Here is a 21,432-nt window from a genome sequence, read left to right as displayed (position 1 = left end):
CCCTTTCTACCCTTGAACGGTTAGCCTTTCAATCCTTTTCTCCTGTTTCCCCTCAATCAGTCGTTGCACATAAATGCTTGGTGTATGAATTTCATTTGGATTTAATTCACCTGTTTCGTATAAATGCTCAACCTCTGCAATGGTTACATTCCCCGCCGCGGCAATCATTGGGTTAAAATTACGAGCCGTCTTATGATAAATGAGATTTCCCATCTTATCTGCCTTCCACGCTCGAACTAAACTAAAGTCAGCATGGAGGGCCTCTTCTAGTAAATACTCTTTCCCATTAAACACTCTCGTCTCTTTGCCTTCAGCAATCGGCGTTCCCACTCCAGCAGGCGTATAAAAGGCAGGAATACCTGCTCCACCGGCTCGAATCTTTTCAGCTAGCGTCCCTTGTGGAGTCAATTCCACTTCAAGTTCCCCTGACAATACTTGTCTTTCAAACTCTTTATTTTCACCCACATAGGACCCAATCATTTTTTTAATCTGCTTATTTTTTAGTAACAGTCCTAGACCCCATTCATCTACTCCACAGTTATTAGAAATGACCGTCAAGTCAGTGACCTTCTTTTCAACGAGAGCTAATATTAAATTCTCTGGAATTCCACAAAGTCCAAATCCCCCTACCATCAGAGTTGCACCATCATGAATATCCTTTACCGCCTCCAAATAAGACGTATAAATTGGTTTCACCTCATTCACCCCTTCTTTTTATGTAAACGCTACCACTTGTTATATTTCTAGCGGAAACAGAAAAACCCTTCTATCTTTGAGAAAATTTCTATTATTCTTGCATATTTAAAATCAACCACTCTACAATTAACGTATGAAGGGGTGAATAAAACATGACGATTGTTTTACCTAAGAAAGCCACAATTATTGAAGTCGGTCCTCGTGATGGTCTTCAAAATGTAAGCGTTTTTATACCAACTGAGGCAAAGCTTCAGTTTATTGACCAATTAAAGAAATCGGGTATTAAAGAAATGGAGATTACCTCCTTTGTCTCACCAAAATGGGTTCCACAAATGCAAGATGCCGAGGATATTGTCTGGCACTCCCTAGACCCTAACACCCGGACCATTGTTCTAACTCCTAATCGTTCAGGTATTCAGCGCGCTCGCTTGTCCAATTGCCAAGAAATTGCTCTGTTCGTTGGAGTAAGCAACCCGTTTAACCAAAAGAATATTAATCGAACAACGGCTCAGGCGATGGAAGAGCTTCTCCCACTTATAAAAGAACTAAAAGCGCAAGGTGTTTTTGTACGAGCATGCATTTCAACCGCTTTTTACTGCCCGTTCGAAGGCCGAGTCGAAGAAAGAGAAACGATTCAATTATGTGAGCAATTTGTTCAAGCAGGGGTGGATGAATTAAGTGTTGCAGACACCATCGGGATGGCTGCACCGCACGAATCGTATTCTTTATTTTCAAAGCTTACTAATCTCTTTGCTTCTACACTTATTACAGCCCATTTTCACGACACTCGAGGAATGGCACTTGCCAATATATTTGCCGCTCTACAAGCAGGGGTTACCCGCTATGATACTTCTGCCGGGGGAATCGGTGGTTGTCCATTTGCTCCTGGGGCCTCTGGAAATGTCGCGACTGAAGATGTCGTATTCATGCTAGAGCGAATGGGAATCCAAACGGGTATACAATTGCCTCATTTGGCACAAGCCATTGAGATCATTGCTCCTTATCTTCCTGTCCCTATTACAAGCTCTTACTACACGCTTCAGCAAAAAGCTTAGATACACTTCTAAGCTTTTTTTTGTTTTAATTTTCTTCAGAATGGTAAACTTAAGTAAAACATTATGTATCGGAGGGATGTTTGCCTGAGAAAAGCACTCCGTTTCCTTTTAGGGTTTTTTCTTTTTTTTATCACGTTCGGTTTGTACTTTACCAATCGGCTTATGTATATGAGAACAAAGGATCCACTTTTCGTTGTTGATCGTGAACAGACAGCAGGTCGTTACAACCCTGATGATTTTGATCGGATTCCTAAACGTGAAGTACTAATTACCTCACCATTTGGATACCAATTAAAAGCCATTGTGCTCGAGCCGCATCATACAAAGAAGTATGTGATTATCTGTCATGGTGTTACCGAAAATAAAATCAATTCCATTAAATACATGAATTTGTTTATCGAAAGAGGCTTTAACGCGGTTATTTATGACCATCGTCGCCACGGAGAATCTGGAGGAAAAACGACTAGCTACGGTCACTATGAAAAATTTGATTTAAAAGCGATTGTTGACTGGTTAAAAGCTGACCAAGGTCCACAGCTCCTTCTTGGTATTCATGGGGAATCAATGGGTGCCGCAACCATGCTATTGTATGCAGGAATGCTGGAGGATGGGGCTGATTTTTACATTGCTGATTGTCCTTTTTCTGACTTTAAGGAGCAGCTTGCTTATCGTTTAAAGCGAGAATTAAAGCTTCCTGGAAAGGTGTTTCTCCCTGTCGCAGACTTGTTCCTGCGAATGCGCGATCGCTACTCCTTACAAAGCATCGCTCCGATTACCGTTATTGACTCGATTAAAAAACCGATTCTTTTTATTCACAGCAAAAAGGATGATTTTATTCTTCCAACAATGACACAAGCCTTGTATGAAAAAAAGAAGGGACCCAAAAAATTATTTCTCGCTGAAAATGGGGTCCATGCCCAATCACTAAATGAAAACAAAGAGGACTACGAACAGGTGATTGATGAATTTCTCCATGACTTTGTGTTCTCTCCTCTATTAACTGAGTGAAAAAAAAAACAGCCGAGACTCTAGCGTCTCGGCTTTTCTTCCGCAATCACTTTCTTTTCTTTATCTAGTGCTCGGATGTAAGGGTATTTTTTCATTTCAAAAAAATATCTTTTCCCTTCTTTTTCAATAATATTTAGATTGGTGTAATGATTTCCCGTTTCCGACCCTTCTATAGAGACAATATCTGTACTTTCTACCTGTCCATATGTAAGCTGAAATTTACTCAGAATTTTCCCCTGACTACTATAATCATATATATCTCGGTAATAGACGGTTAGTGGGTTAGTTCCTTTATATTCCCAATGATTACCACCTTCATTCGTCCAGCCTTTCTCTTCATCTCCCTCCAGGTATGCGATGCTTATCGCATCAAAATCTTCTCCTTCATGCTCTTGAGCTGTTGTATACATGATGATGGCACCATCCGTAAGCTTTTCTTCTACAATCGTTTCTTTTACTTCAAAAGGCACTGCCACTTCTATAGTTGCTGCCCGACATGATGTGAGTAGAATAGCAATACCAATTAGCAGTATTCCTCGCCAATTTCGCATATCATCCCCCCACTATCAGTGAATGTAAGAAACATCCAAAAAATGCTAATTTTCTATAAAAAGAAAAACAGATCTACTTTTTTAGTTGATCTGCTCGTTGAATAGTTTTATTTTGTTTTATCGACAAAGGCCATTCTTGGATTTAGGTATTGTCCTACACTTTTTAATTGGAATGTATTTGAGTCTTTAGAGAAATCAATTTTTAGTTCTTCATCAAGAAATACTGCCTTTGATTTTTCGATATACACCGTTTGCTCGTTCGTTTCAATGGCTGTATCATCATCCTCATCCAGCTCATTCACTAACCATAGAGTTGGTACGCCACTTACTACACACCCACAGCCTTCTATATCGTACTTTAGCTTCAAAAAGCCTTTCTTTCCATTTATTTTCTCGCTTATTTTTTTTGCTGCTATTTCTGTTATCGTAATATTCATTGTCTGTTCCTCCAGCTTTTCATCATGTTTCCTATGTCACTTCATATAATCATTGTAACATAGCGTTTTTTTATTGCCCTATGATTTGCTTTTCGGCAATGAATTCTTTACGAGATTATTACATTTTTTTGATAGGAGTGGTCAGTTTGTCGAAGGTTCAGATTAAAGTAATGGACAACGGTTCTTTACGTGTCACTGGTGAGGTTGAATTGATTGATATGGACGGAAATGTATTTGAAACGAAACCCACGTTTTCTTTATGCCGTTGTGGTCTCTCATCCAAACGTCCCTTTTGCGATGGAGCGCATAAAGGAAAGTTTCAGGCCCGTGATCGCGCAGTAAAAACTCCTGAATAATCTTCAAGCAGCGGTTTCCTTTCGGAGACTGCTCTTACTCTTTCATTTGTACATCTACAATGCTCGAAAGGGGGACTCGGTGAACCTCCCCAAAATGATCAACAATATGAAGCCTTTGCTGAAGCTCATCCCAATAATGGATTTGTCCGATAATCAATTCGTGCTTCCGGTAACGATAATGAGTGACCATCACCGCTTGATGCTCCTCCATCGCCGCTAATAACAAATGGTTCATCTCCTCCAGCTTTTGTTCATCCATCTCCTTTTCTTTCTCGTAAGAATCCGCTTCCGCCCAATCGCGCAACAGCTTAACATGCTCAGGAAGCATCATTGATGTCCACTTGATTCTTCCTCTATCTCGAATCATCCTTGTTCCTCCTTACCTCTTATGACCGCCAACTAGCTTCGCACGATGCTTCGCCGTTCCCGCTGCTGTATACGATACCGCACGTAATAGAGCACCATGTCCATACCGATTGCGGATACGGTCCACAACATAGCCGAGCTCTCGTTCCTTCCAGCCATTCGGTTCAAAAATATTTAACTGATAGTCTGTATCATCACAAATATTGCTAAGGGCGATGGAGATTTTTCGTACCGTTTTTCCTTCGTAGTGCTCCGCAAATAGACGTAGACAAACGTCATACAGCTCCATCGTCACGTTTGTCGGCACCTCAATTGACCGCGAACGGTAAAAGCCTCCACCGAACTCGTCCTGACTATAACCAATGCCGAAGCTAATCGTTCGACCTGCCTTCTTATGGGTTCGTGCTCTTCTCGCGACCTCTTCACACATTTCTAGAATGACGCGTTTGATTTCTACTTCCTCTTTATAATCACGAAGCAAAATTTGACTCTTTCCAAAACTAATTTGTCCCTCCATAATCGGTGCTCCAATTTCGGATAAATCCACTCCCCATGCATGGTGGTACAGTTGATTTCCCATAATCCCAAACTTTTTCTCAAGCTTTTTCAAATCAAAGCGAGCAAGCTGACCGACCGTAAAAATTCCCATTCCATTTAATGTTTTCTCTACCTTTCTTCCTATTCCCCACATCTCACGTAAAGGAGAAACATTCCAAAGCTTTGTTTTTACATCCTCGTACGTCCATTCAGCAATTCCCTTCTTTTTCGCTTCCAAATCAAGACAAAGCTTTGATAATAGCATGTTCGGACCAATTCCAATCGCACAAGGCAGCTGAAATTCTCGCTCAATATCATCACGAATCTTCTGTGCAACCGTCCAGGCATCTCCCCATAAATGAAGGGCTCCATCAATTTTTAGAAAGCTCTCATCGACGCTATACGTATGAATAGCTTCTTTTGGAACGTAACGATGAAACACCTTCGTAATTTCAGTGGAAATACGTAAATAAGTAGCCATTTTCGGCTCAACTACTTGAATTTTCGGATCGTCTGGAATTTCAAACTTCCTTGATCCGGTTTTAATCCCAAATTCCTTCTTTAACTTCGGTGATGCAGCTAATACGATACTTCCCTCTCGCTCTTTATCTCCAATCACTGCCAAATAACACTCAAGTGGATCTAACCCTTCAATAACAGCTGAACAGCTAGCATAAAAACTCTTCATGTCCACACATAAAATGGTTTGATGGGGCAACTCACTGTAATTAATCATCGTGTTCTCTCTCTCCCAAACATCAAATAGGAACATTTGTTCTTTTCTTTAGTATATTCTTATATTAAGCGAATATACGTTCGGTTTCAATGGAAATTTTATTCTATTTCCTTTTGTGAATATCAATAAGTTATAATGCCTAAAGAAGAGGTGTAAGGGAATGGAGAAGAAACTTATTTATAAAATGATTAGGCAATGCTTTCAGCAGTACGAGCATGAGGCAAGTGAAGAGGACTATGAGAAATTGTACAAACGGATAGTAGAAGAACAGGCACAAGAGGATCAGGTTCCTTTATTTGAATTAATCAACGATGCTGTTTATGAATATTTGACCAATTAAAAAAATCACCCACAAGGTGATTTTTATTTTTTATCGAAAAAGCCACCAACAAAGCGTTCAGCTAACCCTGGGATGAGATTGTAGATGGTACTCCCCATATTCATCCAGCCTGGAAGGTTAAGCTCACGCTTAGGGTTGAGCATTAATTGAATAATTTTTTCGGCAACATAATCCGATTTCAGCATGAATCGATTCACGTTTTTTACGTAGTTTCCTGATTTATCAGCAATTGAAAAGAAATTGGTTTCAATCGGACCAGGGTTTACCGCCGATACACGTATATTTGATTTTGCAAGCTCTAGTCGTAAGCTATTCGTAAATCCTAACACTGCATGCTTCGTAGCCGAATATCCACTGGATTTAGGAGTCGCAAGCTTGCCGGCCTGTGAGGCAATATTAATAATATGACCTGAATTTCGAGCCATCATCACAGGAAGAACCTCTTTCGTACAAGCCATTAAACCGAGTACGTTCACTTGAAACATTTTTTCAATATCAGCAAAATCGGCCTCATGAAAGGAATCAAACACACCAAACCCAGCATTGTTTATGAGGATATCGATATGACCAACCTCTTGTTTAATTTGTGAAAACACCTGTTGAACCTGATTGATATCACCAACATCCAACTGAAAAAACAAGGCATTCGCACCCGTTTTTTGGTTAATTTCCTCACCGAGTGTTCGTAGCTTGTCAATAGAGCGAGCTACAAGAATGGGCCGTGCTCCGCGCTCAGCCGCCATAAGAGCCACCTTTTCTCCAATCCCAGAAGATGCTCCAGTGATAATAATATTTTTCCCTTTTAATTGTTCCAATACAATCACCATCTTATCTATGTAGCATTTGTCGAGCTACATATAACTTACCATAAACCCTTTGAAAAAAGCTAAAAAAATCAAGCCTACGTATTTACCTTCAATTTGATATACCATTTAGCCTACAAAAAATTTTGAAATAAACGGAGCTTTTTCGGTTAAAGTGCAGAATAGGGTTCGGTTCAGGGTATATAAGAGGAGATTTTCCGATTAAGCAAAACAAAATTACTCATTTTCACGTTTTTTGAGTAAATAGTCGGAATCTCTCCGTCTGTTTAAACTATTTTCAGCGCCATTTCTAAATTAAGAGAATTTTCTCCGCTTAATTTTCGAACCCTGCTAATTCTCTTTTATAATTGGGGAGGAGGCAGAATATTGGTTCGACAGGTAGCCGAACCCGTTAAAATGAAGCACCTTTCCGTTTTTAGAAAGGAGCTTCATTTTTTATGGAGCCGTACGGTAAACAAAGGTGCCATTTACCTTTGTGGCTTTTATTTTTTCCCTATCTAATAAAAAGTCTAATTGTGCGATGGTTTCTGAAATGGTCAATCCCAGCTGCCTTTTGTAGACAGAAGGAAATAAGCGTTGACATATTTGAAAAGCGTTCATAGATTCTTTCTCCAGCCACTCCTTCACTTGCTCAGCGCGCAAAACTTGATGAGATAGTCTCTTTTCAACAAGACCATGAACATCCGTTACCTCTTCTCCATGACCCGTATAAGTAAGACGTATAGAAAGGGTAAGAAGCTTCTGCAAGGATTCATTCACTTGTAGCTGTGGTTTTGGACGTTCTCTCTCTCCTGGGAGCGGAGGCTCTAGAAGCGGATTCGCTGAAATATGCGCTAATAGAAGATCTCCCCCAATCAGCACCCCATCCTTTTTACGAAATAGACCAATCTGACTCTGGGCATGACCAGGCGTTTCAATCACCGTCCATTCAGATAATCCGATTGGAACTTCCCCCTCAGAAAGCGTACCTGATAAGGATCGGTTGCAGGAAAACAAGAGCATTTGTTTCATTCCACCGATAAAAGGGTCATAATACTTGTCCGGAATGCCACAATCCATAAACAGCTGCCGATAGAAAGAATCGTAGTCATGATAAAACTCTTCGGTCCGATTCAGCCAGCGTTCATTGTTAGCATGTCCATAAACCTCTAAATCAGGAGAAAACTGATCGAGCAAGCCTGCATGATCCGGATGATCATGGGTTAGTATGACTTGTTCAATATCTGTTACCTTTAGACCAAGTGTAGCTAGTTGATTTTGAAGCGATACAAATGCTACCTCCGTATTTGGGCCGACGTCTATTAATGTCAAACGTTCCCCCCTTATTACATACACGTTCACATCGCCGACTGGAAAAGGAGTAGGCAAAACCAGCTTTGCAATTCCATCATGCCATTCTGTCATATTCAAACCCCTTGATTATAATTGTTATATAACAATAGTACATATGTATATTTTACCCAATGTTATTAGGAATGTCATTATTTTCATATATCGTTTTTTGAAAAATGCAAATAGTCAAGCTACATTCCCTCTTGACAGAAGGGCTTGTTATCTTGCATAATCACTAATAAATCATTTAGAGCGTTAAAGTGGCAATGAATAAGACCAGTACGTGGCAAAAGACGAAAGAGAGTAAAGCTCACCGGCTGAGAGGCTTTACCGTCCCTTACCCACCGAACCTACCTTATGAGCTGTTAGGCAAACCTAACCGTGTTCTCCGGCGTTAACGGATTTGAGTTTCATTTATGCGTGAACGCGCAAAAATGAAAATGAAGGTGGTACCACGGAAGCTAAAACCTTTCGTCCTTGTTAGGATGAAGGGTCTTTTTTGTTTTTATAAATGGATTTTTAGGAGGAAAAAACGTGGAGAAAATAGCAGTTATCGGAGCAGGATCAATGTCAGAGGCATTAATTGCGGGGATTGTGGAAAATCAATTAATCACCCCAGAAAAAATATGGGTGACCAATCGCAGCAATGCAGATCGACTGGCAACACTTCACGAGCAATACGGCGTCAGCTCCACGTATGATCATCGTGAACTATTGGAAGGAGCAGACATGGTTCTACTTGCGATGAAGCCAAAGGATGCTGCAGCCTCCATTGAACAAGTACGGCATTTATTAAAGTCAAACATGTTGATTGTCTCTGTTTTAGCAGGTGTCTCAATGGATTCGATTGAATTACTTTCACAAAAGCAGCTAGCAATCGTTCGCGCGATGCCTAATACATCAGCAACAGTAGGTCTATCTGCCACAGCGATTGCGGTCAATGACAAAGTAGATGACGATCAAAAAAGTAATGTGCAAATGCTTTTTGACACAGTGGGGATGACCGCTTTTGTAGAGGAACACCAGTTAGATGCGGTCACAGGCTTATCCGGTAGTGGTCCTGCCTATATCTATTATTTGATTGAAGCGATGGAAAAAAGCGCCGTTGAAATAGGCTTAGAGCGAGAAATGGCCCAACAATTAATTGTTCAAACCTTAATAGGAGCAGCGCATATGGTAGCCAAAACGACTAAAACACCACAGGAACTTCGCCATGCGGTAACAAGTCCTGGTGGAACAACGGAAGCTGGATTAAAAATCCTTGCTGCTCACGGAGTTCAGGAAGCGTTTGTGGAATGTATAAAAGAAGCAACTGCTCAATGTAAACGGTTAGGGAAAAATATTGCGGAGCAGATGGAGAGTGTGCAGAGGACTTTGTAGTAAATTATGTATTTACCGCTCCTTTTCTAACTAACGCACCCGTTTGTATTAAAAGGTCAGCCAGATTTCTGGTTGACCTTTTTTATCTATTGATAGGATTCTTCAGTAGCTACTCCATCTGATTTGGTAATCTGAAGATCTATATAACACACTTAATTCTTTGCAATCAACCTATCAATGGTCTGTAATACATCTTGTAAAATCGTTTTCCATTTTTCCCTTAAAGTTTTGCTTAATCCTATATGGAACCTTATCTCATAAGGCTCTACTCCTATGAGATACCCCTTTTTTGATTCTTTCTGTTGATACAATGATTGAAACAAGTGAAAGTTATGCACTGATATGTTTAAAGTTTGATATTCATGTAAATTAGCAAGTGGATAAATGGTAAGCTCTCCTGGTTTGTTTCCTGAAAATACAGCATCCACAATGATTACAAATGTAGCTTTCATTATTTGATCGATGCAGTAATCAATATCTGATTCTCCAATCAAAAAAGATACATGCGGGGTACGATTCAGAATTGAAAGTTGCTCAATTAGATAAATTCCAATTCCATCATCCATCATTAATTGATTGCCAATACCTAAAACAATTATTTTTTCCATTAAAACACCTTTATGGTTTTTACTTGTTTTCCTGGACTATATACATGAGTCGCACATGACATACACGGATCAAAGGAACGAAGAATTCTGCCAATCTCTGCAGGTTTATCTGGATTCTGAATGGGCGTACCGACTAAGGCTTCTTCAGCAGTACCTCTAAAACCATTATCATCCCTAGTTGAGAAATCCCATGTGGAAGGAGTAATGATTTGATAGAAGGAGATTTTCTTATCTCGAATCTTTAGCCAATGGCCTAATGCCCCTCTCGTTGTATCCACTAACCCCCTTCCAGATGCCAATTCTGGGAGTTCATATTTTTTTTGTACATCTACTCCTGGAATGATTTGCTGAAGTAAAATTTTCATAATTTCTGTGATTTTCTTTGCTTCTAGTGCCCTGGCAATTGTTCGATCCATAGCGGAGATTCCATTGTTATACGCTCCACTTAATATTAATCTTGCCAACGGTCCGACCTCAATAGGGAGTCCATTATATCTTGGTGCCTTCACCCATGAATAGGCTTTTTCTTTGTCCATATCCGGCTCTGTCACTTCTTCATTTGCTTGATTGCTGTTAGTTATTGATTTGAAATAGGAGTAATCTATTTTTTCTTGAATTTTACGTTCATCAAATGCTTCGACAGATTCCATTGTGGATACAAGCGGATCCACATATAGTGTGCCTAACTCCTTATAATGATTAAAGGCACCATAGGTTAAAAGGTTGCCATACCCTCCGCCTATGCGAAAATAGTCTGCATAAAAGTGCGCAATGTCATATACATCTGGGATCATTTTTTCATCAATAAATCTGGTAATCTTCCCTAAAATAGAATCGATATGAACGACTTTCTCGGCTGTTGCCTGTGTTGTTATCCCTCCAATAAAAACCCCATGATTATGGGGAGCTTTACCACCTAAAACGGCTAACATCTCGTGAGCTAGACGACTGAACTTGAGGGAATCAAAGTAATGCTGTGAAATCCGGTCATTAATGTTTTTGGGTAATCGAAAATCGTCATGGTCGGACTGGAAAAGAGAATTTTGTTCAATCTTTACATAGTCAGGAACAGTATATTGATAAAAATGGCGGATATGATTTTGTAAAAACTCACAACAATGAATGATATCTCGTAAATATTTTCCTTGTTCCATTGGTTCAATCTTTAACGCATCTTCTAAGGCAAGAGATGAAGCCATTGAGTGGGCTGCAGAGCAAATGCCGCATATTCGCTGAGTAAAATAAACGGCATCGAACGGACTTCTTCCTACTAACATTTGCTCAAAGCCGCGAAATAAATTTCCTTTTGTTTTGACATCAACGACTTGATTCTGCTCGATAATCACATCAATTTCCATAAAACCACTTATTCGTGTCAACGGATTAATCACAATTCTCTTACTCATTCTTCACCACCCTTGTCGTGTCATAACTAATGAACGGCGCCATGGCATCTGGAAAACCAAACTGAGCACAGCCAATGCATGGCGTATTATCTCCTATCGGCCAATTCACATGACCATTCCATTGCCTTGTTGGACAATCTACTCTCGTCACAGGGCCCCGGCATCCGAGCTTAAATAAACATGTTTTATCCCCTAATTTTTCAGCAAAAATCCCTCGGTCAAAAAATGGCCTTCTTGGACAACGGTCATGGATAAGCGTGCTATAAAACATTAATGGTCGGTCTAAGTTGTCTGTTTCCGGCTCCCCATATAATAAAAGATGAGCTAATGTCCCTAAAAACCAGTCTGGATGAACAGGACATCCGGGAAGTTTAATCATATTTTTGTCAGGCAGGACCTGTTGCAGCCCTACAGATTGAGATGGATTGGGTTTTGCTGCTGACACCCCGCCATGTGTGGCACAAGCCCCCACGGCTAAAATATGTGAAGCCTTTTCCCCGAGCATCTTAGCTGCTTGAAGGCCTGTAAGAGGTTTTCCTTGCCAGCTGCCGATAATATTGAATAAACCATTGTTTTTTAACGCCACAGCTCCTTCAACTGCTAAAATATACTCTTCATCCATTGCCTTTATTAGTTTCTCGATCGCCTGCTCTCCTTCAGCAGCCATTATACTATTGCAAAACTTAAGATCAACCATTGAATTTAACGTATACTCAAAGTCGGGATTCCGCCCGTTTAACAAAGAAATGATATTACCGGAACAACCATTTAATTCTAAGTAAATAAGATTTCTTTTCTTGATCATCCCCTTTTCGAGGCTCTCAAGTGCCGTACTTGTTAACCTTTCTGCTATGGCTTCATTTGTTAAAGACTCTGGTGGCAAAATTTTCTCTTCCATTAAACCAACCTCCCTACAACAGGCAGTGTAGCTAAGATCGATTGTTGCCCAGCATGACAAGAAGCAAATTCCTTCGTATAATCTTTGCCTGCAACTAAGCCAAAGTGGGTAGCAGCTGCCCAAGCCCGATTGTTTGTCACATCATAGACAATGCCATTGACCGCAACATAAGCTGCCCTCCCATTTTTTCCAGTAAAAGTGGCTAATTCTCCAATTGTAAACGTTCGTTGATTAGACTGTGTTATAGGTGGTGTGGGTAAAGGTGTAATGGGAGGAATTTGAGACTGATTTAAATTCCCTGACGGAATTGGAATAGATGGTTGTGAAGGTAAAATATGATCACTATTCTTCGCTTGATTTGCCAGCCATTCACTAAGAAAATGAATAGTTGATAGTGCATCCCATAACCGTTGAAGAATTTGTGGCTTCATAGAAGTGTCGCTCAAGGTAGATAACGTATAGATATCATGACGTGCTTGTGTAACAAGATAATTTATTTGCATTCTAATCATTTCGATGTTTTGCATGATGCTCTCCCCTTTAGGCATTTTGCACCTATCCTATGCTTACATATCAAAATGATTAACAAATTCTAGGCAATAGCTGACCAGATAGGCGATTAAGTCTTCTTGTTGTACCAACAGCTGTTTTTAAAAGTAGTTTCCCGGATTGAATATGACAGGATGTAATTTGACCAATTACACTTGCATCCTTTCCCATCTCATGATTCTTCAAGATATCAAGTGCCTTTTGTTTGTCATTTGAATCAACGATGATAACTACTTTTCCTTCATTTGCTAGATAAAGAGGATCATAACCTAAAATATCACATGCACCTTGAACATCCTTACGTACTGGAATAGAAGCTTCATCTATTTCAATTGTAAAATGAAAGTCTTCACATAGCTCTACTAGCGTTGTGGCTAATCCCCCCCTTGTCGGATCCCGCATGATCCGAATTCCTTTGATTTCCTCCAAGAGTTCATGAATCAGGTGGTTTAATAATGCACAATCACTTCTAACATCTGTGAGCAACCCTAGCTCCTGACGTGCACTCAGGATAGCGATCCCATGATCCCCTATTGTACCGCTAATGATTACAGAATCTCCTTCTTGAACCATTTCAGGTTTCAATCGATGCCGTTCTTGCATCACACCAATCCCTGTCGTATTAATAAATAGGCCATCCACACTCCCCTTTTCGACTACTTTCGTATCACCGGCAATAATGTTCACCCCAGCTCTTTCTGCTTCCCCTGCCATAGTGTTAACAATCTCTTTTAGACTTTTTATTGAAAACCCTTCTTCGATAATAAATCCAGCAGTTATCACGTGAGGAATAGCACCACTTACAGCTAAATCGTTCACTGTTCCTGTTATAGCCAGCTTCCCTATATTTCCACCAGGAAAGAAAATAGGTTTTATCACATAACTGTCTGTTGTTACAGCGATGGTTTGTGTAGGAATGGCAAGAATTGCAGAATCAAACAGTGTTTGCTCTGAATGTCCAAATGATTGGATAAAGATATCATGTATCAGTTGGTGTGTTAATTCTCCACCTTCACCATGAGCTAGACTAATTCGCTGCACTACGGTTACACCTCCCTCATGAATTGATAATGTGCCGCACAGGTTCCTTCTGTTGATACCATACAAGGACCAATAGGGTGAGTTGGATTACAACCTTTATTGAACAGTACACACTCTTCTGGTGTAATTAATCCCCGAACGATTTCACCACAGCGGCATTTAGTTCCTCTCGGCTCCCCTATCAAAATATTAAACTTCTTTTTTGCATCGTATTGCGCATATTTCTCTTTGAGAACTAATCCACTTTTGGGAATGGTACCCATCCCTCTCCATGCCTCGTCATGGGCTTCAAAATATTCCTCTATTAAACTTTGAGCAACTACATTTCCCTCATCACTTACAACATATGTATAATCATTGATGATATTAACCTTATTTTCCAGCTGAAGAAGCAGCAACTTATAAATTCCACTGAGCAATTGAACGGGTTCAAAACCAGTAATGACACCGGAAATATCAAATTCTTCCGCTAAATAACGATAATTTTGTTTTCCTAAAACCACGGAAACATGACCAGGCAAAAGAAATCCATCTAGTTTTACTTCTCCTGACCTAAGAAGTGCTCTTAAAACAGGTTCCACCAATTTTGTTGTCATCCATATCGAAAAATTTTTCACATCCTTTCTTGCTGCTTCGCGAACAGCAAGAGCGAGAATTGGAATCGTTGTTTCAAATCCAATTCCTAAAAAAATGACTTCCTTATCAGGATTTTCCTCTGCTATTTTCACACTATCTAATGGAGAGTAAACGACTCTGATATCCTTTCCATCTGTTTTCGCTTTCATTAAAGTAGATTTAGAACCAGGAACACGCATCATATCACCAAAAGTACAAAGAATGATGTTAGGCTCTTCTGATAATTGGATCATTGCATCGATCGACTTTTGATCTGTGACGCATACAGGACATCCCGGTCCCGCAATCAACTGTACATAATCTTTCAATCTCGATTTTATTCCTGTTTTGGCTAATGCCATCGTATGTGAACCACATACCTCCATAAATACTGGAATTCTGCCTTTTTCTTCTTTAAATCTCTTCGCTAAATCGATAACCGCTTCAACTGAATCACGAGTTAAGGCCGGATCTGAAAATAGGTCCATGTTTACCATCTAACACATTCCTCCATTCTTCTATACTCTCTTTGGCATATTCCTCATCCACTACAGTCATGGCCTGCCCCGCATGGAGTAAAACATAATCATCGATCCTAACCTCTGGAACAAAAAAGGTCCCTACATACATCCTCGAACCCATTACATCTACTAGAGCTCTTTCCCCTTCAATTTCAATGACTTTAGCCGGTACTCCTAAGCACAAATTAATTCACCACCTTCATTTTCTTTTATCATCCTTACAACTGATGAGCAGCAATGATGATTTGTCCTAATGATAAGCCTCCATCGTGACAGGGAACATGTTTATGTGTATAGACGTTAAATCCTTCTTTTTGAAGACCTTTCTGAATCTCTCTGGCAAGAAAAACGTTTTGGAAGGACCCGCCTGACAGCACGACCGTTCTATTTAATTCTGGTCTATTCCTCAATAGTTTTAAAATCATCTGTATACAGCAAGACACCAATGTGGTATGAAATTTCTGTATGATTGCAGTAGTGGAATGTTGAAGTTTGTCTTGAATGATTTGAAAAATCATAGGAGATAAGTCAAGTTGAAGTTGGTTTGGAGTACTTGTTATTAAATGATATGAATACATCTCCCCTGTGCTTTCAAGTTGGGTTCTATTCATATAATCAGATAATTTAATCGCTGCCTCTCCTTCATACGTTGAGATCGTACATATACCGAGAATGGCACTAATAGCATCAAATAAGCGGCCACATGTTCCAGCCATAGGAGAATTCATCTGATGGACTATCATTTGTTCCATAATGTTTATTTCTATTAATCTCTCAGGAAAAAGCTCCATACATAATTCTTTTCCCTTCTGCGGCCAGTAATAAAGTAGCATCCCAACTGCATTTCTCCACGGTTCTTTAACGGCTTTTTCTCCACCTGGAAGAGGAGTGTATTTCAGGTGAGCCAGTCGTTCAAACGATTTTGCGTCTCCATATAAAAATTCAAAGCCCCAAATATTCCCGTCTTCTCCATATCCTGTACCATCTAATATAATACCTAAACAAGGTTCGGTAAGACCGTTATCTTCCATACAAGATACATGGTGTGCATGATGGTGTTGAATGGATATGATTTTACGATTGAGTTTTTGGGCGATAGAAGTGGATGAGTATAGGTATAGTGGGTGCTTGTCGACAGCCACATTCACTTCTTTAACCCCTAGAAATTCTTTATAATGCTGCAGTTGCTCTTCAAAGGAGGCAAACATTTCTTCGTTTTCTAAATCACCTACATGAGGACTCATGACAATGTTATTCTGTATTCCGACGGAGAATGTATTCTTTTGGTTCCCTCCTAATGCAATAATATGATCCACATTAGATGTTGTTTTCAGCGGCTCTGGAACAAATCCTCTAGCACGCCGTACAAATATAGTATTTTCTTCATCACATTGAACAACCGAATCATCAATAGGAAACTCAATTTTACGGTTATGAGTTAAGATATAATCACATATGTTTTGTAAAGGTTCTAAATGAGTAGCTTTATATAAAATAGGAAGGCCAGAAGGATTCGCACTCGTCATCACGATACATTCCAACTTATGATTTTTAAATAAAAGATGATGTAAAGGAGTATAGGGCAGCATCACTCCAATAGTCGACAAACCTGGAGAAATATTTTGTGGTAATACTTCCTCTTTTTTACTTTTTAAAATAACAATCGGCATTTCGTAGCTCGTTAGGAGATTTTCCTCATTACTGGAGATATGACAAAAATTACTTGCCACCTCTAATGACTTGACCATGACCGCCAATGGTTTCTGTGGTCGTTTCTTTAGAAGTCTTAACCGGTCAATAACACTCTCTTGATAAGCATCACAAGCTAAATGGAAGCCACCTATTCCTTTAATGGCTACAATCTTTCCTTCTTTAATCAGATCAATCGTTTGCGTGATGGCTGATTGATTTTCAGCTAATGATTTCCCACCTTGGTCATAAAGAGTAACAGTTGGTCCACAATCTGAACAACAAATAGGCTGAGCATGGTGCCTTCGATTCGATGGATCTTCATACTCCTCCTCACAATCATGGCACATAGGAAATTCCTTCATTGTCGTATTTGGACGATCATATGGAAGACAATTGATAATCGTATAGCGCGGTCCGCATTGAGTGCAATTAATAAATGGGTAGTGAAAACGTCGATTATATGGGTCGTTCAATTCATCCAAACATTTCTTACAAATCGCCGCATCCGCAGGTATCCAGGAAATAGACCGTCCGTTTTTTTGGCTGGGAATAATCGTAAATTCTTTATAATGGGCGAGTGGAATTTGATGAATGTTTATCTCATTAATCTTTGCCAATTTAGGCGGATATCTTTTGATTTCATCCACCATTTTCTCCAAATTTCTTTCTTGTCCTTCAACCATAATGGTGACACTATTTAGGTTATTTTGGACCATTCCATTGAGTTGATATTTTTTTGAAAGATGGTAGATAAATGGGCGAAAACCAACTCCCTGCACCTTTCCTGTTACGATTATTTTTATGGCTTTGTACATTGAAGATAAGCATCCTTTATCCAATTGATCCATTCTTCCATCCCTTCACCCGTTTTTGCAGATAATGCTTTCAATTGCGCCTGAGAGTTAATTTCTTTTAAGTTTCTTTTCGCTTCTTCTAAATTGAAAGATACATAAGGTAGGAGGTCGATTTTATTAATAATAGTTACATCTGTACGTCTAAACATGACAGGATATTTCGGAATTTTATCATTTCCTTCAGGGACACTTAAAACCACCACTTTATAATCTTGTCCTAGATCATAACCAGATGGACAAACTAAGTTCCCAATGTTTTCAATAAAGAGAATGTCAATGGAGTCTAGTTCAAAATCTGGTAATGTTTTCGTAATCATCCTTGCATCAAGGTGACATCCCCCTACCGTATTAATTTGAACCGTTTTGACTCCTAGTGAACGTAATCTTTCTGCATCCAGATCCGTTGCTAAATCGCCTTCTATCACAGCCATATGAAACTCATTCATTAAGGCTTTAATCGTTTCTTCTAGTAAAGTTGTTTTACCCGCCCCTGGAGAGCTCATTACGTTAATGACAAGAGTATGGTTTTTTTTGAATGTTTCTCTATTAAATGCAGCAGCCAAGTTTTGATCTTTTAACACATCTTCTTGTAGTTTGATTTTCACAGTTCATCACTTCCTTCGTATGATTCAACCCTAAAGGTTTCACCGGAAACGAGTAAACAATTCGGTAGTCCGCACTTTGGACATAGCACCATTCTATAGTCGGGGGTAAACTCAAACAGACATGTTTGACATTTTGCTTTCGCCACTTCACGTATAATTTCTAAATTTGTATTTTCACCAAGAATGCCTATTCCTTGTTTCCGGAAATGGAAAAATGCTAACTCTAGAGCATCAGGCAGTACATTTGATAAATCACCAACAATCACATCTATTTTGTCTACTTTGCTAAAACCATGTATTCTAGCATCTTCAGAAACTATTTTTATAATTTCAGACATAAGCGACATCTCATGCATCCTCAACACCTTCTGTTTTTCTGTCACTTAAATGTTTATGCTTGGCTTTATTAAAAAGAACAATTTGTAATATACGCTCAACAAGCGGTAAGTGTTATATTTGCCCCGTAGTTAGTAAAAAAGGAGCATTTGTTAGGACTCTCAGGCTTATTTCCCCTTATTGCTTTGATAAAACTGATTAATCTCTAAAAGTCCCTTGGAACATAAATTTTGAATTGACTTGGTACTGCCTTGAAAGACTTAACCCGTCTTTGCCTGTTCTTTTAATCATAGTTAACAACAAATTCATTTCATTAATAGTTAGGGTTTTCATCCTCCTTTCATACTTCATTTCCTCTTTGGGAATATCAAGCTTTTTCTTTCAAGGTGTTATTCTGTTTTGTAAGGTTCTGATTCATCTTTCTGAACTGGTTGTAGGTTACGACTAAATTCCCTTATACTCAATCCAGATCGGAGGCTTTCCTGGAACCAATAAAGAAATGGTTTTTCCTCCATCATTTGAAACTCTTGTTTCTGTTGAAGTTCATTTGAGAGAGGATGCGCTTATTTTCTTATTTGACAATGGGATAAAGAAATATCAATTTCTCACTAAAAACTATTAGACTATAAGAGTTTAAGAAATATTCACACCTATCAATTATGGCACCTAGAGATGTTATAAAACGAGATTGAGGAAAACAAAAAGAGTGATTCAAAATCTAACGGGTTCCGTTTCCAATAACAAAACGTAAATTTACAGCCAAAAATGTACAATATAATGTATATAAATTTGCACCGTATTTGTGGTGCTTTTGTTAAATAAAATAGCCTAGTTTCGTTTGAAACTAGACTACGAAGTGGTCTGGCACTCTAGGAGGCAGACCACATTAGAAGGAAAGGAGAAGGATATAAAAACATTGCATATATAGAGAACTCAGCAAATAAGGCTCTCTACTATTTTTGTGAAGATATTTCGAAGATTCATCTTTTGTCTATTCATTTACCAATCGCCTCCAGGGGCTTAATTGAATTATTCTCCATTTCCCACATTTATACAAGCGGGTACTCTAAATAACATTCGTCCGAGCACATAAATTCACGTGTCCTCCCCCAACAAATTACTCTCGTCCAACACTTACTTTAGTATGTGCTGTGAACGATAGAGACCTGGGGTTGTTCCGATATTTTTCTTGAATACTTGATTAAAGTATTTTTGATTTTCGTAGCCTACCTGTTTACAAATCTCGGATACCTTTAAATTGGTTGTTCTTAACAGTTTTTTTGCATTTTTTAATCTGACCTTTGTAATATATTCAAAGATGGTGTTGCCCACTGCCTTAGAAAACAAGCTGCATAGGTAGGCAGGGTTCTTATGGAACAGCTTGCCTAAATCATCTAGAACGATTGGATCTTTATAATTAGCATGAATGAAACTTTTTAAATCGATGATTAATTTTTCATTATAGGAAACGTGGTTTTCATTTAAAAAAACAGTTGATTGCTCAATAAATTGTTCAAGCCAAACTCTGATTTCTTCCATAGACTGAAGTTTATTTAATTCTTGGTAGACTAAATATCGTTCGCCGCCACTTTTACTCACTTCATATTCACTTTCGATAAATTCCAAGAAATGATTAACGATTTTAAAACAGACGTATTTTGATTTTTCTGGGGGCAGACTGCTCTTTTGGCAATCGAGAAAAATTTTGTCCATAAAAAGATTCATGCCGCTAAGAAGGTCCGGGCCTTTTTCATTAAAAAATGTATCAATTTTTTCTATAATACGATTGCCAAAAGAATGATTGAACGTTTCTAATTCTTTATAATAGGTGATGAACTGGTTTGAAAAAACACCATTTTTCAACGCTTCTTTTGCTTCACTATAGGCTTTCTTTATGCCCGAAATCGTTTCATAGGTATTACTGATTCCAACCATCGGTTTTATTTTCATATCATGATAGATCAATGACACAAGATCCTGAACCAAGTCATTCCCAAACTCTGAACCAGAGTTAGAAAACATGATGACAATCTCACTATCAATCGTATAGATAAAGCTCTCTATCTTCCTGTTTTCTAATAGGCTTTTTATACGCTCTAAGGAAGCTTGAATTTTTCCAGTGGCATTTGAATCTTCCCAGATAAACCCCTTCAATCCGATGTTTAAAAAAGAAAAACGTTGTAGCTTTTGATCCTTTTCCGGCGCAATAAATCTTTGGCCAACCAAGAAATCAAGAACACGCTTTTCTTCTAAAGCCATTTGATATTCATTCATCCGTTCCGTTGCTTGTTTTTCATTTTTTATTTTTTCTAGTTTTAAAATAGCTTTTTTAATAGAATGAACAATTTCTTCTACTTCAATTGGTTTAACTAGAAAGTCGATTGCCTCGAGTTGAATTGCCCTTTTGGCATAATCAAACTTTGAATAACCGCTTAAAATAATAAAAACAGTATCAAGATTAAGAGCCTTTGTTTCTTGAATTAAATCCAATCCATTTAATTTTGGCATTCTTATATCTACTAACACAATGTCAGGCTTTTTATTCATGATTTCTTTAAGTGCTTCTTCTCCATCTGAAGCAGACCCTACAATTTCAATCTGGTGCTCCTGCCAGTTAACTACTAATTTTAAGCCTTCAATTACAATTTTTTCATCATCAACAATTAATAGTTTATACATAATAGAAAGC

At 38.8% G+C, this 21,432-nt stretch carries 23 protein-coding genes; 5 read left to right on the top strand and 18 right to left on the bottom strand.

Annotated elements, in window-relative coordinates:
- Positions 1 to 6: 6 nt before the first annotated feature.
- Positions 7 to 696, bottom strand: coding sequence for a CoA transferase subunit A (locus ACVBAX_RS02210; protein WP_447115718.1), 690 nt, complete (start codon positions 694 to 696; stop codon positions 7 to 9).
- A 152-nt stretch (positions 697 to 848) separates the two neighbouring features.
- Between ACVBAX_RS02210 and ACVBAX_RS02205 the strand changes: the two genes are divergently transcribed.
- Entirely contained in the window at positions 849 to 1,751 is a 903-nt protein-coding gene (locus ACVBAX_RS02205; protein ID WP_447115717.1) for a hydroxymethylglutaryl-CoA lyase, read from the top strand.
- Positions 1,752 to 1,835: 84 nt separating this feature from the next.
- Positions 1,836 to 2,759, top strand: coding sequence for an alpha/beta hydrolase (locus ACVBAX_RS02200; protein WP_447116022.1), 924 nt, complete (start codon positions 1,836 to 1,838; stop codon positions 2,757 to 2,759).
- Between the two features lie 20 nt (positions 2,760 to 2,779).
- Here ACVBAX_RS02200 and ACVBAX_RS02195 read toward each other — a convergent pair whose 3' ends face one another.
- Entirely contained in the window at positions 2,780 to 3,310 is a 531-nt protein-coding gene (locus tag ACVBAX_RS02195; RefSeq protein ID WP_447115716.1) for a hypothetical protein, read from the bottom strand.
- 107 nt (positions 3,311 to 3,417) lie between these two features.
- Positions 3,418 to 3,747: an iron-sulfur cluster biosynthesis family protein gene (locus tag ACVBAX_RS02190; protein ID WP_447115715.1), complete on the bottom strand. Its 330-nt coding sequence runs from the start codon at positions 3,745 to 3,747 to the stop codon at positions 3,418 to 3,420.
- Between the two features lie 146 nt (positions 3,748 to 3,893).
- On the opposite strand from ACVBAX_RS02190, the gene ACVBAX_RS02185 reads away from it, so the two are divergent.
- Positions 3,894 to 4,103, top strand: coding sequence for a CDGSH iron-sulfur domain-containing protein (locus ACVBAX_RS02185; RefSeq protein ID WP_433904520.1), 210 nt, complete (start codon positions 3,894 to 3,896; stop codon positions 4,101 to 4,103).
- 34 nt (positions 4,104 to 4,137) lie between these two features.
- Here the strand turns inward: ACVBAX_RS02185 and ACVBAX_RS02180 are convergent, their stop codons facing one another.
- On the bottom strand, positions 4,138 to 4,470 hold the full coding sequence (locus ACVBAX_RS02180; protein ID WP_447115714.1) for a YolD-like family protein: 333 nt from the start codon (positions 4,468 to 4,470) through the stop codon (positions 4,138 to 4,140).
- Positions 4,471 to 4,482: 12 nt separating this feature from the next.
- The gene (locus ACVBAX_RS02175; RefSeq protein ID WP_447115713.1) at positions 4,483 to 5,742 is read right to left on the bottom strand and encodes a Y-family DNA polymerase; all 1,260 of its coding nucleotides are present in this window, start codon (positions 5,740 to 5,742) and stop codon (positions 4,483 to 4,485) included.
- 160 nt (positions 5,743 to 5,902) lie between these two features.
- Between ACVBAX_RS02175 and ACVBAX_RS02170 the strand changes: the two genes are divergently transcribed.
- Positions 5,903 to 6,082, top strand: coding sequence for a YqzH family protein (locus ACVBAX_RS02170; RefSeq protein ID WP_447115712.1), 180 nt, complete (start codon positions 5,903 to 5,905; stop codon positions 6,080 to 6,082).
- Positions 6,083 to 6,105: 23 nt separating this feature from the next.
- Here the strand turns inward: ACVBAX_RS02170 and ACVBAX_RS02165 are convergent, their stop codons facing one another.
- Together ACVBAX_RS02165 and ACVBAX_RS02160 are read right to left on the bottom strand one after the other, a co-directional pair.
- Entirely contained in the window at positions 6,106 to 6,909 is an 804-nt protein-coding gene (locus ACVBAX_RS02165) for an SDR family NAD(P)-dependent oxidoreductase (protein ID WP_447115711.1), read from the bottom strand.
- Between the two features lie 432 nt (positions 6,910 to 7,341).
- Positions 7,342 to 8,310, bottom strand: a complete 969-nt coding sequence (locus tag ACVBAX_RS02160) for an MBL fold metallo-hydrolase (protein ID WP_447115710.1) — start codon at positions 8,308 to 8,310, stop codon at positions 7,342 to 7,344.
- Positions 8,311 to 8,772: 462 nt separating this feature from the next.
- On the opposite strand from ACVBAX_RS02160, the gene proC reads away from it, so the two are divergent.
- Positions 8,773 to 9,618, top strand: a complete 846-nt coding sequence (gene proC / locus ACVBAX_RS02155) for a pyrroline-5-carboxylate reductase (protein ID WP_447115709.1) — start codon at positions 8,773 to 8,775, stop codon at positions 9,616 to 9,618.
- Between the two features lie 152 nt (positions 9,619 to 9,770).
- Here the strand turns inward: proC and ACVBAX_RS02150 are convergent, their stop codons facing one another.
- The 11 genes from ACVBAX_RS02150 to ACVBAX_RS02100 all read right to left on the bottom strand — a co-directional run bounded on the left by ACVBAX_RS02150 (position 9,771) and on the right by ACVBAX_RS02100 (position 21,422).
- Complete coding sequence (locus tag ACVBAX_RS02150; protein WP_447115708.1) at positions 9,771 to 10,226, bottom strand: hydrogenase maturation protease; 456 nt, start codon at positions 10,224 to 10,226, stop codon at positions 9,771 to 9,773.
- Positions 10,226 to 11,632 carry a nickel-dependent hydrogenase large subunit gene (locus ACVBAX_RS02145; RefSeq protein WP_447115707.1) on the bottom strand — a complete coding sequence of 469 codons (1,407 nt, stop codon included), beginning with the start codon at positions 11,630 to 11,632 and terminating at the stop codon, positions 10,226 to 10,228. Before ACVBAX_RS02145 ends, ACVBAX_RS02150 begins: the two co-directional genes overlap by 1 nt.
- Positions 11,625 to 12,530: a hydrogenase small subunit gene (locus tag ACVBAX_RS02140; protein WP_447115706.1), complete on the bottom strand. Its 906-nt coding sequence runs from the start codon at positions 12,528 to 12,530 to the stop codon at positions 11,625 to 11,627. Before ACVBAX_RS02140 ends, ACVBAX_RS02145 begins: the two co-directional genes overlap by 8 nt.
- The gene (locus ACVBAX_RS02135; RefSeq protein WP_447115705.1) at positions 12,530 to 13,057 is read right to left on the bottom strand and encodes a cytochrome b5 domain-containing protein; all 528 of its coding nucleotides are present in this window, start codon (positions 13,055 to 13,057) and stop codon (positions 12,530 to 12,532) included. The genes ACVBAX_RS02140 and ACVBAX_RS02135 overlap by 1 nt, the downstream gene beginning before the upstream one ends.
- 55 nt (positions 13,058 to 13,112) lie before the next feature.
- Positions 13,113 to 14,120 (bottom strand): hydrogenase expression/formation protein HypE, encoded by a 1,008-nt coding sequence (hypE, locus tag ACVBAX_RS02130; protein ID WP_447115704.1) that lies wholly within the window; start codon positions 14,118 to 14,120, stop codon positions 13,113 to 13,115.
- A 5-nt stretch (positions 14,121 to 14,125) separates the two neighbouring features.
- Positions 14,126 to 15,232 (bottom strand): hydrogenase formation protein HypD, encoded by a 1,107-nt coding sequence (gene hypD, locus ACVBAX_RS02125; protein WP_447115703.1) that lies wholly within the window; start codon positions 15,230 to 15,232, stop codon positions 14,126 to 14,128.
- Positions 15,189 to 15,440, bottom strand: a complete 252-nt coding sequence (locus ACVBAX_RS02120) for a HypC/HybG/HupF family hydrogenase formation chaperone (RefSeq protein WP_447115702.1) — start codon at positions 15,438 to 15,440, stop codon at positions 15,189 to 15,191. Before ACVBAX_RS02120 ends, hypD begins: the two co-directional genes overlap by 44 nt.
- Before the next feature lie 34 nt (positions 15,441 to 15,474).
- Positions 15,475 to 17,763: a carbamoyltransferase HypF gene (hypF, locus tag ACVBAX_RS02115; RefSeq protein ID WP_447115701.1), complete on the bottom strand. Its 2,289-nt coding sequence runs from the start codon at positions 17,761 to 17,763 to the stop codon at positions 15,475 to 15,477.
- A complete protein-coding gene (gene hypB, locus ACVBAX_RS02110; protein ID WP_447115700.1) occupies positions 17,748 to 18,407 on the bottom strand; it encodes a hydrogenase nickel incorporation protein HypB in 660 nt (219 codons plus the stop codon). Before hypB ends, hypF begins: the two co-directional genes overlap by 16 nt.
- Positions 18,404 to 18,763 carry a hydrogenase maturation nickel metallochaperone HypA/HybF gene (locus ACVBAX_RS02105; protein ID WP_391559405.1) on the bottom strand — a complete coding sequence of 120 codons (360 nt, stop codon included), beginning with the start codon at positions 18,761 to 18,763 and terminating at the stop codon, positions 18,404 to 18,406. The genes hypB and ACVBAX_RS02105 overlap by 4 nt, the downstream gene beginning before the upstream one ends.
- Before the next feature lie 1,114 nt (positions 18,764 to 19,877).
- Complete coding sequence (locus tag ACVBAX_RS02100; protein WP_447115699.1) at positions 19,878 to 21,422, bottom strand: response regulator; 1,545 nt, start codon at positions 21,420 to 21,422, stop codon at positions 19,878 to 19,880.
- Positions 21,423 to 21,432 lie beyond the last annotated feature (10 nt).

The organism is Robertmurraya sp. GLU-23 (assembly GCF_052983275.1).
The sequence above is the reverse complement of the archived record's forward strand: the minus strand, read 5'-3'. Positions and strand labels throughout refer to the sequence as shown.